The organism is Cellulosimicrobium sp. KWT-B (assembly GCF_002127155.1).
Classification (GTDB): domain Bacteria; phylum Actinomycetota; class Actinomycetes; order Actinomycetales; family Cellulomonadaceae; genus Cellulosimicrobium; species Cellulosimicrobium funkei.
In genome coordinates this window covers 540,039-552,964 of the sequence record NZ_NEDO01000002.1, presented here as the reverse complement: position 1 = coordinate 552,964, position 12,926 = coordinate 540,039, and the positions used below count along the sequence as shown (strand labels likewise).

The window sequence follows — 12,926 nt, the reverse complement described above, 5'->3', positions numbered from 1 at the left end:
GCGCGCCGTGGTCTGCGCCTAGGCTGGCGGGCATGGACACCGAGGAGCGACTGGCCGTCTTCATCGACTACGAGAACCTCGCCCTGGGGGCCCGCGAGCACCTGGGCGGCATGACGTTCGACTTCGGCCCGATCGCCGACGCGCTCGCCGTGCGCGGGCGCGTCGTCGTGCGGCGGGCGTACGCGGACTGGTCGTACTTCGACGAGGACCGCCGCTCGCTCACGCGCCACCAGGTCGAGCTCATCGAGATGCCCCAGCGCATGGGGGCGTCCCGCAAGAACGCCGCCGACATCAAGATGGTCGTCGACGCGATCGAGATGGCGTTCGAGCGCGACTACATCTCGACGTTCGTCATGTGCACGGGGGACAGCGACTTCTCCCCGCTCGTCCACAAGCTGCGCGAGCTGAACAAGCGCGTCATCGGCGTCGGCGTCGAGAAGTCGACGTCCCGCCTCCTGCCGCCCGCGTGCGACGAGTTCCTCTTCTACGACCGGCTCGAGGGCGTCGACGTCCCCGACGAGCCGGAGCCCCGCTCGGTCCGCGGCGGGCGCGCCGGGGCGCCGTCGGGCGGCGCGAAGGCGAAGCGCACCGGGGGTCGCACGTCCGGGCGCCGCAAGGCGACCGAAATCGCCGAGCCGGAGGTCGAGACCCCGGCCGCGGCGGCGCTCGCGGAGCTCGGCGAGGCCGTCGGGCGCTCGTCGCGCCGGGGCGAGCCCGTCGTGACCGAGAACGCCGAGGTCGACGGTGAGACGACGCCCGTCGAGCAGCCGGCCGACGAGCCCGCGCTCGTCGCGACGACCCCCGAGGCCGACGACGACGCGCCGTCGGGCGAGGACGTCCCGATGGAGGTGCGCGTCGCGCAGACGCTGGCCGACCTCGAGGCGTCCACGAGCGGCCCCGTCACCGCGTCGGTGCTCAAGCGCACGCTGCTGCGCAAGGACCCGACGTTCAGCGAGGCGGACTACGGGTTCCGCAACTTCGGCGAGTTCCTGCGGTTCCTCGCCGACCGGAGCTTCGTGGAGCTCGCGCCCGGCCCCGCGACGGGCGACCCCGAGGTGTCGCTGCCCGCGCAGGGCGACACGGACCAGGCGTTCGCGCTCGTGCGCGACGTGGTCCGCGAGGAGGGCGGCTCGACGGTCCTGTCCGGGCTGAAGAACGCCATCCGCAAGAAGCGCCCCGACTTCAGCGAGAAGGCGCTCGGGTACCGCGGGTTCCTGCAGTTCTGCAAGGCGGCGCAGGCCGCCGGCGCCGTCGACCTCGCCTGGGACGACGACGCCGACGACTACCGCGTGACGGTCGCCTGACGCTCACTCGGCCGTGGCGCCGGGCGCCGGGGACCACCCCGGCGCCCGGTCGCGGCGCTCGGACGGGCGACCGCTCCCGCGAGGAGCGTCGCGGTCAGCGACCGACGAAGGCGAGCAGCGCCTCGTTGACCTCGGCCGCGTGCGTGACGAGCAGGCCGTGGGGAGCACCCTCGACCTCGACGTACTCGGCGTCCGGCACGAGCTGGCGGAAGCGGCGCCCGGTCGCGTCGATCGGCAGGATGTTGTCCTTCGTGCCGTGCAGGATCAGCGTCGGCTTGCCGGCCGCGCGGACGGCCTCGACGTCGGCCCGGAAGTCCTCGATCCAGGTCGGCACGACCGCGTACGCGGCGACGGGCGCGGACCCGATCGCGGTGATCCAGCTCGCGTGCACGGCGTCCTCGCTGATGCGGGTCCCGAGGTTCTCGTCGAGGTTGTAGAAGTCCTTGTAGAACTGCGTGTACCAGGCGTAGCGGTCGGAGCGCGCGGCCTCGACGATGCCGTCGAACACGGACTGCGGGACGCCCTCCGGGTTGTCGTCGCGCTGGACGAGGAAGGGCTCGAGCGAGGCGAGGAACGCGAGCTTGGCGACGCGCTCGTGGCCGTGGTTCTTCACGTAGCGGGCGAGCTCGCCGGTGCCCATGGAGAAGCCGACGAGGATCACGTCGCGCAGGTCGAGCGTCTCGAGGACGGCGTTGAGGTCGGCCGCGAACGTGTCGTAGTCGTAGCCGCTGCCGACCTTGCTCGACGCGCCGAACCCGCGGCGGTCGTACGTGATGACGCGGTGGCCGGCGTCGAGCAGCTCCCGCTTCTGCAGCTCCCAGCTGTGGCCGTCGAGGGGGTAGCCGTGGATGAGGACGGCCGGCTGCCCGGCGCCCTGGTCCTCGTAGTAGAGCTCGATGTCGGTGGAGTTCTCCTGCCCGACGGTGATGTACCCCATGGTCGTGCCCCTTTCGCGAGGTCGGGAGAACGGTCGTTCTCTCGTTGGTCGCTACACTAGAGAACGATGGTTCTCCGCGCAAGCGGTACGACGTGAACAGGAGATGAGCGATGCTCGACGACGCGAGCGCCCGCGCGGCCGTGGTGGCCGCGGCCGACCGGCTGTTCTACGCCCAGGGCGTGCAGTCCGTCGGGATGGACGCCGTCCGTGCCGAGGCCGGGGTGTCGCTCAAGCGCATCTACTCGCTCTTCCCGTCCAAGGACGACCTGGTCGTGGCCGTGCTGCGCCAGCGCACGCGCCGGTGGGACGAGGGGATCGCGCAGGCCGCCGCGGGAGCGGCCACGCCCCGCGACCGCCTGCTCGCGGTCTTCGACTTTCTCGACGCGTGGTTCCGCGAGGACGGCTTCCGCGGGTGCGCGTTCATCAACTCGTTCGGCGAGCTCGGCGCGACGTCGCCCGGGGTCGCCGCCGCGGTGCGCGAGCACAAGGAGTCGTTCCAGCGGTACGCGCGCGACGTCGTGCGCGAGGCGGGCCTGCCCGACGACGTCGCGCTCCAGGTCGTGCTGCTCGCCGAGGGGGCGCAGACGACGGCGGCCATCACCCAGGACCTCGACGTCGCGCGCCAGGCGCGCCGGGCGGCCGAGGCGATCCTCGACGCAGCGGTCCCCGCGAGGGCGTGACGCCCGCGGCGTTTCCGGGGGCGTTCGGGCCGTTCGCGCGCCGGTGGTGTCGGAGAAGCGAGGTGGGAGCGATCCCACGACACGCCGAGAGAGCGCTTGCTCGGCACGATCCCGCCGCCGTAGGTTCGCGACGGAGGGCCGAGGAACGGCCCCCGCCCCGGTGCAGAGTCGCGCCGAGAGCACGTCGCGCACCGTGGCGAGACGCAGGCGGCACCGCCGCCGGACCTGGAGGAACGATGGACCTCGCACGTCACCGCTCCCTGACCCCACTCCTGACCCCACCCCGCACCCCGGCCGGGCGCCGACCACGCGCCCGGCGGCGCCTCGCGGGTGCGCTCGTCGCCGCGCTCACGGCCGCCGCGGCAGCGCTCGCCGTCACCGTGCCCGCGACGTCGGCCGCCGCCGCGCCCGGCGACCTCCTGTGGTCCGACGAGTTCGACGGCGCGGCGGGCTCCGCGCCGAACCCCGCCGTCTGGAACCACGAGACCGGCGCGCACGGGTGGGGCAACGCCGAGCTCCAGAACTACACGGCCTCGCGCGCCAACTCCGCGCTCGACGGCCAGGGCAACCTCGTCATCACCGCGCGCCGCGAGGGCGACGGGTCGTACACGTCGGCGCGCATGACGACCCAGGGGAAGTACCAGCCGCAGTACGGGCGCATCGAGGCTCGCATCCAGATCCCGCGCGGCCAGGGGATCTGGCCGGCGTTCTGGATGCTCGGCGGGAGCTTTCCCGGGACGCCGTGGCCGTCGTCGGGCGAGATCGACATCATGGAGAACGTCGGGTTCGAGCCGCACCGCGTGCACGGCACGGTGCACGGCCCGGGGTACTCCGGCGGCTCCGGCATCACGGGCATGTACCAGCACCCGCAGGGCTGGTCGTTCGCGGACACGTTCCACACGTTCGCGGTCGACTGGAAGCCGGGGGAGATCACTTGGTTCGTCGACGGCCAGCAGTTCCACCGCGTCACGCGCGCGAGCGTCGGCGCGAACGCCTGGGTGTTCGACCAGCCGTTCTTCCTCATCCTCAACGTCGCGGTCGGCGGGCAGTGGCCGGGCTACCCCGACGGCACGACCCAGCTCCCGCAGCAGATGAAGGTCGACTACGTGCGCGTCTACGACAACGGCTCGGGCTCGTCGAGCCCGGGGAACCCCGGCACCGGCCTGCCGACGGGGACCGGCGCGGTGCGCGCCGCGAACGGCATGTGCGTCGACGTCCCGTGGGCGGACCCGACCGACGGCAACCAGGTGCAGATCGTCACGTGCAGCGGCAACGCCGCGCAGACCTGGACGCGCGGCTCCGACGGGACCGTCCGCGCGCTCGGCAAGTGCCTCGACGTGCGCGACGGCGCGACGACGCGCGGCGCGGCCGTGCAGGTGTGGACGTGCAACGGGACGGGCGCGCAGAAGTGGGCGTACGACGCGGGGAGCAAGGCGCTGCGCAACCCGCAGTCCGGGCTCTGCCTCGACGCCACGGGCGGCGCGCCCCTGCACGACGGCCAGCGGCTGCAGACCTGGACGTGCAACGGCACGACCGCCCAGCAGTGGACGCTGTGACGGCCGGCTGATCCGGCGACCGCGGCGACCGGCCGCGCGGGCGGGGCACCCCGGGGTGCGTCACCCGCGCGCGGTCGCCGCGTCGTCGGGCGGGTCGACGCGCGGGCGCGGCTCGCCCTGCTCACCCGGTCCGGCCGAGCGGGCGCTCGGCTCACGCGGGCCGAACCGGCTCGCGACCATCGGCAGCACGATCACCGACAGCACGCCCGCGCCGACGAGCGCCGCCCCGACCTGCGACGTCATGGCGCCCTGCTCGACGGCGATCTCCGTGAGCGCGACGAGCAGCGGCAGCGCGGTCGCCGCGTAGAGCGCGGTCTGGACGCGCTCGACCGACGGCAGCTCGCGCCGGAACCACAGGAGCACCGGGCCGCCCCGCACGACCACCATGAGCGCGAAGAACGTCAGCGGCAGCAGCGGGGACGCGACGATGGAGTCGATGTCCAGGCCCATGCCGGAGCTCACGAAGAACACCGGCACGAACACGCCCCACGCGACCGCGTCGAGCTTCTTCTCCAGCGCCTCGACGTCGCCGGGCGCCCAGCGCCGCAGCACCATGCCGCCGACGAACGCGCCCAGCACCGCGTCGAAGCCCAGGCCCGCGGCGAGCGCGAGCAGCACGACGAGCAGCAGCACCGTGAGGCGCAGCGTGCTCTGGCCGGTCCCGTGCTCCGCCGCGCTGAAGAGGCGGTCGCCGCCGAGGGCCTTGAGGCGCCCCAGCCGGCCCGGCAGCGCGGACAGCGCGACCGCGACGACCGCGAACAGGACGAGCAGGATCGCCGCGACCCCGCTCTCGCGCGTCCCGAGCAGCACGGCCATGGCGACGATCGGGCCGAGCTCGCCCACCGCGCCGACCACGAGCACCGCGCGGCCGAGCCGCGAGCCGAGCTGGCCGCCGTCGCGCAGGATGGGGAGCACCACGCCGAGCGCCGTCGTCGTGAGCGCGATCGCCCCCGCCGCGACGGCGTGCGGCGAGTCGTGGCCCACGACCACGAGGACGAGCACGGCGCCGATGACGAGCGACGTCAGCCACGCCGCTCCGGCCCGCCGACCGACGCGCTCGCGCAGGAGGCTCGGCTCGAGCTCGTACCCGGCCAGGAGGAAGAGGAAGCCCATGCCGAGGTCCGAGAGGAGCGTGACGTCGTCGGGCGTGGCGAGGTCGAGCGCGGACGGCCCGACGAGGATGCCGCCCAGCAGCAGCACGACGACCTGCGGGACGCGCGACCGCACGGGCATGAGGCCCGTGAGCAGCGGCGCCACCAGGGCGACGACGAACACCGGCACGAGCGGGGCGTAGACGTTCACGGACGGCTCCCGGTGGTCGGCGGCGGCGAGCACCAGGATGGCGCAGCGGCCGAGGTCGCGCGCGGGAAGCGGCGGGCGCATCTTGACGGCGGTCGCGGCCCGGCCTAGCGTCGGCCGGGCCGCGTGACGCGCGGCACCTGGATCGGCAGACAGGACCACTGAGCCGGCGCACCGTGGCGCCGGAGCCGCGCCCCGGTGAGCGACGAGCCACCAGGAGGCACCATGACCAGCACCGACGCAGCGACCAGGACGTGGGTCCGCGACCCGCTCGGCGTGTTCACCGCCGACGACTCGCCGGGCGCCCCGGACGCACGCGGCGGCCTCGTCGTCGAGGGCGGGGTGATCGTCGAGCTCGTCGCGGCCGGCGCGCAGCCGTCCGCTCCCGTCGACGAGACGTTCGACGCGTCGCAGCACGTGCTCACGCCGGGCCTGATCAACACGCACCACCACTTCTACCAGACGCTCACGCGGGCCTGGGGGCCGGTCGCCGACGCCCCGCTCTTCCCCTGGCTGCAGCGCCTCTACCCGGTCTGGGCGCGCCTCACGCCGCGCGACCACGAGCTCGCGACGACCGTCGCCCTCGCCGAGCTCCTGCTCTCCGGCTGCACGACGGCGGCCGACCACCACTACGTCTTCCCCGCCGGTCTCGACGACGCGATCGACCTCCAGGTCGCGGCGGTCCGGCGGCTCGGGATGCGCGCGACCCTCACGCGCGGGTCCATGACGCTCGGCCAGGACGACGGCGGCCTGCCGCCGCAGTCGGTCGTCCAGGACCTCGACACGATCCTCGCGGACTCGCGGCGGCTCGTGGACACGTACCACGAGCGGGGCGCCGGGGCGCAGGTGCAGATCGCCTTCGCGCCCTGCTCGCCGTTCTCCGTGACGACCGACGCGATGCGCGAGAGCGCGGCGCTCGCGGAGGAGCTCGACGTCCGCCTGCACACGCACCTCGCCGAGACGGTCGACGAGGAGGACTTCTGCCGCGAGCGCTTCGGGATGCGCACGGTCGACTACCTGGAGTCCGTCGGCTGGCTCACGGACCGCGCCTGGCTCGGCCACGGCATCCACCTCGACGACGACGAGGTGCGCCGCCTCGGGGCGGCGGGGACCGGCGTCGCGCACTGCCCGACGTCGAACATGCGCCTCGCGTCCGGCATCGCCCGGGCCGTGGAGCTGGAGGACGCGGGCGCGCCCGTCGGGCTCGGGGTCGACGGCTCGGCGTCGAACGACGCCTCGACGATGATCCTCGAGGCGCGCCAGGCGCTCTACCTCCAGCGCCTCCGGTACGGCGCGGACATCCCCGTGACGCGCGCGCTCGGCTGGGGGACGCGGGGCTCGGCGCGCGTGCTGGGGCGGGACGACGTCGGCGTGCTCGCGGTCGGCAAGCAGGCCGACCTGGCGCTGTGGCGGCTCGAGGAGCTGCGCTTCTCGGGCGCCCACGACCCGGTCGCCGCGCTCCTGCTGTGCGGCGCCGACCGCGCGGACCGGGTCATGGTGGGCGGCGCGTGGCGCGTCGTCGACGGTGCGATCCCCGGGCTCGACCTCAGCGCCCTGGCGGCCGAGCACTCGGCGGCGGCCCGGCGCCTCGTCGCGGGGTGAGCCGGGCCGGCGGGGACGGGTCGGGCCGACGCCCGGGCGTCCCCGCCGGCTCAGAGCTCGCGGTAGTAGTGGACGACGGGCAGGGCGGTGAAGCCGCTCGACTCGTACAGGGCGCGCGCGGCGCCGTGGCCCGGGTCGCCGCCGGTCCAGACGTTGGCGTAGGCGCACCCGGCGTCGCGCATGAGCGCGAGGGCGGCGTCCACGAGCCGACGGCCGATGCCGTTGCCCTGCACGTCGGGGTCGACGGCGATGATCTCCAGGTCGGCGGTGCGCGCGCCCTCCGGCGCGGGCTCGCCGAGCACCGTGGTGGCGAACCCGACGACCCGGCCGTCGCGCTCGGCGACGACCGTCGTCGCGGGGTGCTTCTCGCACGCGCCGCGCACCTCCGCCGCCTGGCTGCGGCGCCAGTCGGGGTAGGCGAGGTCGTAGAGGCGCTCCCCGAGGATCTCGCGCCAGGAGGCGAACGCGCCCTCCCACGCGCGCAGCGACAGCGCGACGACCGCGTCGAGGTCGGCGGGGCGGTAGGGCCGCAGGGTCGTGGTCACCGGTGGAGCGTAGGGAGGGCGCGGAGCGTGGCGCCAGCGCTTTGCCGCGCCCAGCGGGCGACGTCGGGCGGGGGACGTCGGACGGTCGCGACCGTCCCCGCTGGCCACGTACGAGTTGCGGGCCGGGACTTGACACACGTCACACGAGGCGTTCGAATAGTGGAAGTAGTTTTCCGCCAAGCGGAACGATAGCTGACGAGGAGGTCCGCTATGAATGCGCGAGCCACGAGGGCCACGGACGGCGCCGAACGGCGTCCGGTACGCCCCGAGGACGAGCGGCTGCCCATCGGGTCGACGTTCGGGTACGGGTTCCAGCACGTGCTCACGATGTACGGCGGCATCATCGCCCCGCCGCTCATCGTGGGGAGCGCCGCGGGCCTGACCGGCGCCGAGATCGGGATGCTCGTCGCGGCGTCCCTCTTCATCGGCGGCCTCGCGACGATCCTGCAGACGGTGGGCATCCCGTTCTTCGGGTCCCAGCTGCCGCTGGTCCAGGGCGTGTCCTTCGCGGGCGTGTCCACGATGGTCGCGATCGTCAACGGCGGGGGAGGGATCCCGGGCGTCCTGGGCGCGGTGCTCGTCGCCTCCGTGATCGGCCTGCTCATCACGCCGTTCTTCGCGCAGATCATCCGGTTCTTCCCACCCGTGGTGACGGGCGTCGTCATCACGACGATCGGGCTCACGCTCATGCCCGTCGCGGCCAACTGGGCGATGGGCGGCAACGCGAGCGCGCCCGACTACGGCTCGGTGAGCAACATCGGCCTCGCCGCGCTGACGTTCGCGATCGTCATCCTGCTGTCCAAGGTCGGCAGCGGCACGATCTCGCGCCTGTCGATCCTCATCGCGATCGTCGTCGGGACGCTCATCGCCCTCGCGCTCGGCAAGGCCGACTTCTCCGGCGTGGGCGACGGCCCCGTCGCGGCGTTCCCGTCGTTCCTCGGCTTCGGGGCGCCGACGTTCGAGATCGCCGCGATCATCTCCATGCTCATCGTCATCCTCGTGACCCTCACCGAGACGACGGCCGACATCATCGCCGTCGGCGAGATCGTCGGGACCAAGGTGAACCGCAAGCGCATCGCGGACGGCCTCCGGGCCGACATGGCGTCGTCCATCGTGTCGCCGTTCTTCGGGTCCTTCACGCAGTCGGCGTTCGCGCAGAACGTCGGCCTCGTGGCCATCACGGGCGTGAAGTCGCGGTTCGTCGTGGGGGCGGGCGGCGCGATTCTCGTGATCCTCGGCCTGCTGCCGGTCCTCGGCCGCGTCGTCGCCGCGGTGCCGACGCCGGTCCTCGGCGGCGCGGGCGTCGTTCTGTTCGGCTCGGTCGCGGCGTCGGGCATCCGCACGCTCGCCAAGGTCGACTACTCGCGCCCGATGAACCTCATCATCGTGGCGGCGTCGATCTCGTTCGGCATGATCCCCATCGCCAAGCCCGACTTCTACGACCAGTTCCCCACGTGGTTCGGGATCATCTTCCACTCGGGCATCAGCTCGGCCGCGGTCATGGCGATCCTGCTCAACCTGCTCTTCAACCACCTGAAGTTCGGCACGCCGCCCGACCCGTCGGTGTTCGCCGCCGGGGCGGAGCACGGTGCGAACGCCGTGGACGACGAGGACCTGGACGACCTCCAGGACGACGGCGTCCTCAACGGCTCGACGCGCCGACCGGTCGCCGTCGACGCCGCGGCGCCGGCGCCTGACGCCCCGGCGCCGGACGGCGACGGACGGCAGGCCGGCACCGCCGCCGGAGCGGGCGACCGCGCCGACGACCCGGCCGCACCGGGCGACGGCACCGCCGCGCCGCGCCAGCACGCCGTCGCCCCGCTCCCGCGGACCGCGACCCCGTAGCGACGGCACAGCGTCGTGCCCGACGCCGCCCCGCACCCCGAGCGTCCCTCACGCCGGGTGCGGGGCGTCGTCGCGCCCGGGCCGTGTAGCGTCGTGGGTCGGCGTCGAGCACGGCGTCCCGACCCCGACCGCAGGACCGCACCATGAGCACCCCCACGCCCGAACGCCCGGCACCGTCCGCGAGCGGGGCCCCGGCCGAGACCCGGCCGTCGACGACCGACCCCACCGGCGACCCGACCGTCGACCGCGGCGCCGACCCTGGCGCCGACCCGGGAGCCGACCACCTGGGCAGCGGGCTGCGCACGCGGCACCTGACGATGATGGGCCTCGGCTCCGCGATCGGCGCCGGGCTGTTCCTCGGCTCCGGCGTCGGGATCGCCACCGCCGGCCCGGCCGTGCTCGTGTCGTACGCGATCGCGGGCGTCGTCGTCATCCTCGTGATGCGGATGCTCGCCGAGATGGCGAGCGCGCGCCCCGCGAGCGGGTCGTTCTCCGTCTACGCGGAGGAGGCGCTCGGGCCGTGGGCCGGGTTCCTGCTCGGCTGGCTGTACTGGTTCATGCTCGTCATGGTGCTCGGCGCCGAGATCACCGGGGCCGCGCGCATCGTCACCGGCTGGTACCCCGACGTACCGCAGTGGGGCGTCGCGCTCGCCGTGGTCGTCGTGTTCGCGGTGATCAACCTGTGGGGCGTGCGGCAGTTCGGCGAGCTCGAGTTCTGGTTCGCGTTCGTCAAGGTCGCGGCGATCGTCGGGTTCCTCGTCGTCGGCGTGCTGCTCGTGCTCGGCCTGCTGCCCGGGACCGAGCCCGTCGGCACGTCGAACCTGCTCGGCCAGGGCGGCTTCGCCCCGGAGGGGTGGGGCGGCATCGCGGCGGGGCTGCTCGTCGTCGTCTTCGCGTTCGGCGGCATCGAGATCGTCACGATCGCCGCCGCCGAGGCGCGCGAGCCGCGCACCGCCGTCGCGCGCGCGACGCGCAGCATCGTGTGGCGGATCCTCGTGTTCTACCTGGGCTCGGTCGCGATCATGGTGCTCGTGCTCCCGTGGGACTCGCCGCTCCTCGCCGAGAGCCCGTTCGTCGCGGTGCTCGACCTCGCCGGGCTGCCGGGCGCGGCGCGCGTCATGGAGGTCGTCGTCGTGGTCGCGCTGCTCTCGGCGTTCAACGCGAACGTGTACGGCACGTCGCGCATGGCCTACTCGCTGGCCGGGCGCGGCGACGGCCCGCGCGCGCTGCGGCGCGTGTCGCGGCGCGACGTCCCCTGGGTGTCGGTGCTGGTCTCCGTGTTCTTCGCGCTCGTCGCGGTCGGGCTGAACTGGCTCCTGCCGGAGGCGCTGCTGGGCATCCTGCTCAACGCCGTGGGCGCCGCGCTGCTCGTCGTGTGGGTCCTCGTCGCCGTCTCGCAGCTGCGGCTCCGCCGTCGGATCGAGGCGCAGGCCCGTGCGTCGGGCGAGCCGATGACGCTGCGCATGTGGGGCTTCCCGTGGCTCACGTGGGCGGTGCTCGTGGGTCTCGCGGCGCTCGCCGTCCTCATGCTGACCGACGCCGCCGCGCGCGCCCAGCTCGTGTCCACCGCGGGGCTCGTGGTCGTGATCCTCGCGGTGTACCTCGTCACCCGGCGGGGCCGGGCGCGGCGCGGTGCGGCGGTGGGGGCGCGCGCCGACGGGTGAGGCGTCGTCCACGGCGTGCACGGACGTGCGCCCGGGACGGTGCACAATGAACGGATGACCTATCGCGTCCTGAGGCTCATCCTGTCGCTGCTCGCCTACGTGCTGCTGCGGCCCCAGGTGACAGGTCGCAACAACATCCCGCGCCACGGTGCGGTGATCCTCGCGAGCAACCACCTGTCGTTCATCGACTCGCTGCTCATCCCGATCGTCGCGCCGCGGCACGTGACGTTCCTCGCCAAGGCCGAGTACTTCACGGGCCGCGGGATCAAGGGCCGCCTGTCGCGGTGGTTCTTCACGACGATCGGCATGATCCCCGTCCAGCGCGACGACCCGCGCGCCGGGCAGCGCTCGCTCGAGGACGCGCTCGAGGTGCTCCAGCGCGGCGGCGCGTTCGGGATCTACCCCGAGGGCACGCGCTCGCGCGACGGCAAGCTGCACCCGGGCCGCACGGGCGTCGCGTGGCTCGCGCTCGCCGGGCACGCGCCCGTCGTCCCCGTCGCCGTGCGCGGCACGGACAAGGTCCAGCCGGTCGGCAAGCGGATCCCGCGCCTGCACCGCGTCGAGGTGCACTTCGGCAAGCCGATCGACCCGCAGCGCCAGATCACGGCCGGGACCAAGCCGGCGCAGGCGCGGCGCGAGCTCACGGACGAGGTCATGGCGTCGATCCACCGCATGAGCGGCCAGGACCTCGCGGCCTGACGGCGGTCAGCCGCCGATCGAGCTCAGCCCGAACGCCGTCGCGAACCCGAGCACCGTGACGAGCCCGGTGACCGGTCCGCCGAACTCCGTCGCCTCGGGGATCATCGTGTCGACGAGCATGGTGAGCAGAGCCCCCGCGGCGAACGCCTGGGTGACCGCGACGACGGCCGGTGACGCGCCGTCGAGCGCGAGGTAACCGATCCCGGCCGCGAGCGCCGAGACGAGCGTCGTCGACCCCCACAGCGCCCACAGCCGTGACGGCTTCGTGCCGGCCTTGAGCAGCCCCGCCGTCGCCGACATCGCCTCCGGCAGGTTGGACACGAAGACGGCGGCGAGCATCGCGACGCTCACCCCGCCGCCCCCGATGAGCGTCGCGCCGAGCACCACGGACTCGGGGATGCCGTCGAGCACGGTGCCGAGCGCGATCGCCGCGCCGCCGGTCCCGCCCGCGGCCTGGACCGACTCCTTCTGCACGCCCGTGGAGCGCTTGCGGCCCTCGCCGCCCATCCGGTCGATGATCCGGTCGCCGACGAAGAACGTCAGCGCCCCGCCCGCGAGACCCGCGAGCAGGACGAGCCCGCTCGCGCGGGTCGACGCGTCCTCGACGAGGTCGTAGGCGACCGCGCTGATGAGCACGCCCGAGCCGAACGCCATGACGAGCCCGACGAGCCGCTGGCCCGGCGGGCGCCAGAAGACGAGCGCGGCCCCGAGGAGCAGCGACGACGCCCCGACGAGGCCCCACCAGAACCCGATCACGCTCCCATTGGACCAGCGGGCGTGCCAGGGCGCGCGGCG

Annotated in this window: 11 protein-coding genes; 7 read left to right on the top strand and 4 right to left on the bottom strand. The window is 74.0% G+C overall.

Annotation, left to right across the window (positions count from 1 at the left end; genetic code table 11):
* The first annotated feature begins 32 nt into the window (after positions 1-32).
* A complete protein-coding gene (locus B9L22_RS08630) occupies positions 33-1,304 on the top strand; it encodes an NYN domain-containing protein (protein WP_086150017.1) in 1,272 nt (423 codons plus the stop codon).
* 94 nt (positions 1,305-1,398) lie between these two features.
* On the opposite strand, the gene B9L22_RS08625 is transcribed toward B9L22_RS08630, so the two are convergent.
* The gene (locus B9L22_RS08625) at positions 1,399-2,241 is read right to left on the bottom strand and encodes an alpha/beta fold hydrolase (protein WP_086150016.1); all 843 of its coding nucleotides are present in this window, start codon (positions 2,239-2,241) and stop codon (positions 1,399-1,401) included.
* Between the two features lie 110 nt (positions 2,242-2,351).
* Here B9L22_RS08625 and B9L22_RS08620 point away from each other — a divergent pair, with 110 nt between their 5' ends.
* Both B9L22_RS08620 and B9L22_RS08615 read left to right on the top strand, forming a co-directional pair.
* A complete protein-coding gene (locus tag B9L22_RS08620) occupies positions 2,352-2,921 on the top strand; it encodes a TetR/AcrR family transcriptional regulator (protein ID WP_086150015.1) in 570 nt (189 codons plus the stop codon).
* Between the two features lie 236 nt (positions 2,922-3,157).
* The gene (locus tag B9L22_RS08615) at positions 3,158-4,477 is read left to right on the top strand and encodes a glycoside hydrolase family 16 protein (RefSeq protein WP_086150014.1); all 1,320 of its coding nucleotides are present in this window, start codon (positions 3,158-3,160) and stop codon (positions 4,475-4,477) included.
* A gap of 60 nt (positions 4,478-4,537) precedes the next feature.
* Here the strand turns inward: B9L22_RS08615 and B9L22_RS08610 are convergent, their stop codons facing one another.
* Complete coding sequence (locus tag B9L22_RS08610) at positions 4,538-5,860, bottom strand: cation:proton antiporter (protein WP_086150013.1); 1,323 nt, start codon at positions 5,858-5,860, stop codon at positions 4,538-4,540.
* Between the two features lie 141 nt (positions 5,861-6,001).
* On the opposite strand from B9L22_RS08610, the gene B9L22_RS08605 reads away from it, so the two are divergent.
* The gene (locus B9L22_RS08605) at positions 6,002-7,378 is read left to right on the top strand and encodes an 8-oxoguanine deaminase (protein WP_086150012.1); all 1,377 of its coding nucleotides are present in this window, start codon (positions 6,002-6,004) and stop codon (positions 7,376-7,378) included.
* A 50-nt stretch (positions 7,379-7,428) separates the two neighbouring features.
* Here the strand turns inward: B9L22_RS08605 and B9L22_RS08600 are convergent, their stop codons facing one another.
* Positions 7,429-7,923, bottom strand: a complete 495-nt coding sequence (locus B9L22_RS08600) for a GNAT family N-acetyltransferase (protein WP_086150011.1) — start codon at positions 7,921-7,923, stop codon at positions 7,429-7,431.
* A gap of 210 nt (positions 7,924-8,133) precedes the next feature.
* On the opposite strand from B9L22_RS08600, the gene B9L22_RS08595 reads away from it, so the two are divergent.
* The 3 genes from B9L22_RS08595 to B9L22_RS08585 all read left to right on the top strand — a co-directional run bounded on the left by B9L22_RS08595 (position 8,134) and on the right by B9L22_RS08585 (position 12,131).
* Complete coding sequence (locus B9L22_RS08595) at positions 8,134-9,768, top strand: nucleobase:cation symporter-2 family protein (RefSeq protein ID WP_233139896.1); 1,635 nt, start codon at positions 8,134-8,136, stop codon at positions 9,766-9,768.
* 143 nt (positions 9,769-9,911) lie between these two features.
* Positions 9,912-11,432, top strand: a complete 1,521-nt coding sequence (locus tag B9L22_RS08590) for an amino acid permease (RefSeq protein ID WP_233139895.1) — start codon at positions 9,912-9,914, stop codon at positions 11,430-11,432.
* A 54-nt stretch (positions 11,433-11,486) separates the two neighbouring features.
* Positions 11,487-12,131 carry a 1-acyl-sn-glycerol-3-phosphate acyltransferase gene (locus tag B9L22_RS08585; RefSeq protein ID WP_061268954.1) on the top strand — a complete coding sequence of 215 codons (645 nt, stop codon included), beginning with the start codon at positions 11,487-11,489 and terminating at the stop codon, positions 12,129-12,131.
* Between the two features lie 6 nt (positions 12,132-12,137).
* Here the strand turns inward: B9L22_RS08585 and B9L22_RS08580 are convergent, their stop codons facing one another.
* Positions 12,138-12,887 (bottom strand): ZIP family metal transporter, encoded by a 750-nt coding sequence (locus B9L22_RS08580; protein ID WP_085387050.1) that lies wholly within the window; start codon positions 12,885-12,887, stop codon positions 12,138-12,140.
* Between the last annotated feature and the right edge of the window lie 39 nt (positions 12,888-12,926).